The sequence below is a fragment of the Roseateles sp. P5_B10 genome, assembly GCF_056400485.1.
On the sequence record NZ_JBFULE010000650.1, the window covers coordinates 1 to 3,001 of the forward strand.

1 protein-coding gene is annotated in these 3,001 nt (G+C 63.7%); it reads left to right on the plus strand.

Translation table 11 applies throughout. The features are described from left to right. Positions 1 to 81 precede the first annotated feature (81 nt). Positions 82 to 2,784, plus strand: a complete 2,703-nt coding sequence (locus AC1DU6_RS25410; protein ID WP_477860482.1) for a TonB-dependent receptor — start codon at positions 82 to 84, stop codon at positions 2,782 to 2,784. Positions 2,785 to 3,001: the final 217 nt, after the last annotated feature.

Below are 3,001 nucleotides of genomic sequence, written 5' to 3' on the forward strand. Positions count from 1 at the left end.
GCCGCCGCCCGATCGGGCGGTTTGTCTCTTGGCTGAACCGTCTGGCAACACACCCGCTTGCCATTCCTTTCTGGAGCAGTGATGCATAAGCAAACCAAAATCGCCGCCGCGGTCCTGATGACCGTCGGCGGTCTCAGCGCTTGGGCCCAACAAGCCCCCGCGGAACCGCAGCAGATCGAGCGAGTGACCGTCACCGGTTCGGCGATCAAGCGCATCGACGCCGAATCCAGCGTGCCTGTCACCATCGTCAAGATGGCTGACCTGCGCAGTGCCGGCGTGACCTCCGTCGAACAGGTGATGGCCAACCTGGTGGGCGTCCAGCAGTCGACCAATGCGGCGCAGTCCATCGGCTCGGGCAGCGGCGGCGCATCCTTCGCCGACCTGCGCGGCATCGGTGCCGACAAGACCCTGGTGCTGTTGAACGGCGAGCGCATCGCCAACAACGCGGTCGACGGCTCGGCGCCCGACCTGAACATGATCCCCTTCGCTGCGATTGACCGCATCGAAGTGCTGCGCGACGGCGCCTCGGCCCTGTACGGCACGGACGCCATCGGCGGCGTGATCAACTTCATCACGAAGAAGAGCTACAACGGCGGCACCATCACGCTGGGCTATGACTCGCCCAAGCACAAGGGTGGCCGCGCCAAGAGCGCCAACGTCGGCTTCGGCTTCGGCGAGCTGGACAAGCAGGGCTTCAACCTCTCCGGCTTCCTCAGCATGAAGAAGGAAGACCCGATCGCCGGCAACGAGCGCGACTTCAACAAGCGCATCGTCGGCGGCCTGTCCAACAGCACCGATCCCGCCAACTACACCCAGGATTTCAGCGCGCTCTACAACCCGGCCGCTCCGGCCTGCGCGGGCACCGCCCTGATCCCGATTGCTGGCGGCACGCAGTGCAAGATCGTCACGCCCAACTTCGTCGACTTCGCGCCCAAGTCGGACACGGCGTCCGGCATGCTCAAGGGCACGCTGCGCGTCAATGATTCGCTGGAACTGGGTGCAGAAGGCTTCCTGACCCGCAACCGGGTCACGACGCGCATCGCCCCCGTGCCCTACGGCGGCTATTACATGAACCCGACCATGCCCAATGGTCAAAAGAACCCCTATTTCCCCACGGCGCACATCGACCCGACCTTCGATGACGGCACGGCCGGCCTTACCATCTTCAACCCCTCTGCTGCCTTCGCCAACCCGGTGGCCGTGCAGCCGGGCTTCGCCTACGTCTTCTGGCGCGATTTCCCGAACGGTTCGCGCGCCCAGATGAACGAGAACAAGCAAAGCCGCATCGTGCTGTCGGCCGAAGGCAACGCCCTCAACTGGGACTACTCGGTCAAGTTCTCGGCCAACAAGAACACGGTCGACCAGAACCTGACGGGTGGCTACGGTGACGGCGACATGATCGGTGAAGGCCTGCTCGAAGGCGTCATCAACCCCTTCGGCGCCCAGAGCGCCGCCGGCACCGCCCTGCTGGAAAAGGCGGCCTTGAACGGCAAGCTGCAGACCGCCACCGGCAAGATCAACATCTTCAAGATCATGGCGAGCCGCGAACTGGGTGACTGGTTGGGCGCTGGCCGCCCGGCGCAGATCGCCGTGGGTGGCGAGTACCGCAAGGAAAACTACGATTCGCACCCGGTCAAGGAATTTGCCCAACTCGTCTCGGCGTCGACCGGCGTCGATCCAGATGCGACGGCCAAGGGCACGCGCAAGGTCGGCGCCCTGTACACCGAAGTCAACGTGCCGGTGAACAAGATGCTTGAGCTGACCGGCTCGGTGCGCTACGACAAGTACAGCGACTTCGGCGACAGCACCAATCCCAAGCTGTCGTTCCGCTTCCAGCCCAGCAAGGAAATGCTGTTCCGCGGCTCGGCATCGACGGGCTTCCGCGCGCCGACGCTGTTCGAGCTTTACAGCTCGACTTCGTTCACCAACACGGCCGGCAACTTCAACAACCCGATCAACTGCCCGGGCGGCACCCCCATCCCCGGCGCATCGCAGGCCAACTGCAATGGTCAGTTCCAGGTCCAGAACGGCGGCAACCCCAATCTGAAGCCTGAGAAGGCCAAGAACTACACCCTGGGCGCCGTGTTCGAACCCATGACCGACCTGAGCCTGGGCATCGATTTCTGGGCGATCAAGATCAAGAACGCGATCGCCGTGCTGCCGCAGTCGACGCTGTTCCAGAACTACACGCAGTGGCAGCAGTACTTCCACTTCTCCCAGCCCGGCAACCTGCTGTCCATCACCAGCAACTGCCCGGGTCCGAAGTGCGGTTACGTTGAACAGCTGAACCAGAACCTGGGCGGCACCAACACCAACGGTATCGACCTGAGCGCCCAGTACCGCCTGCGTTCCAACGTCGGCCAGTTCGACTTCGCGTTGAACAGCACCTTCGTCAACAAGTACGAGTACCAGGACTACCCGTCGGGCCCGTGGAACCAGAACGTTGGCATCTACTCCGGTGCCGGCCCGATCTTCAAGTGGCAGCACAACCTGACGGCCAACTGGGCCTACAGCAGCTTCGCTCTGGGTACGGCGGTGCACTACAAGTCCGGCTACGTGGACTTCACGCCGACCAACCACGTCTCGGCGTTCACGACGACCGACCTGTACGGCAGCTGGTCGCCGATCAAGGGCGCTTCCCTGGTGCTGGGCGTTCGCAACCTGTTCGACCGCGACCCGCCGTTCACCAACCAGGCCGACCTGTTCCAGTCTGGTGGCTGGGATTCGCGCTACGCAAACGCAGCGGGCCGCACCTACTACGTGCGCGGCACCTACTCGTTCTAAGCTCCCAACGGGCTCAGCCCCGAAAGCCGCTCAGCTTGCCTGAGCGGCTTTTTCTTTGTCGTGGCCAAGGCCGACCGCTACAGCGGCGACCTGCTTTGACTTGAGGTCCTGAGCGGGAGCACCAGCGCACCCTCCGGAAAGCGGGTGCTCATGAAGTCCACGAAGGCCTTCACCTTCGGGCTGGCCAGGCGCCGGGAGGTGTGCAGCACCCACAGCT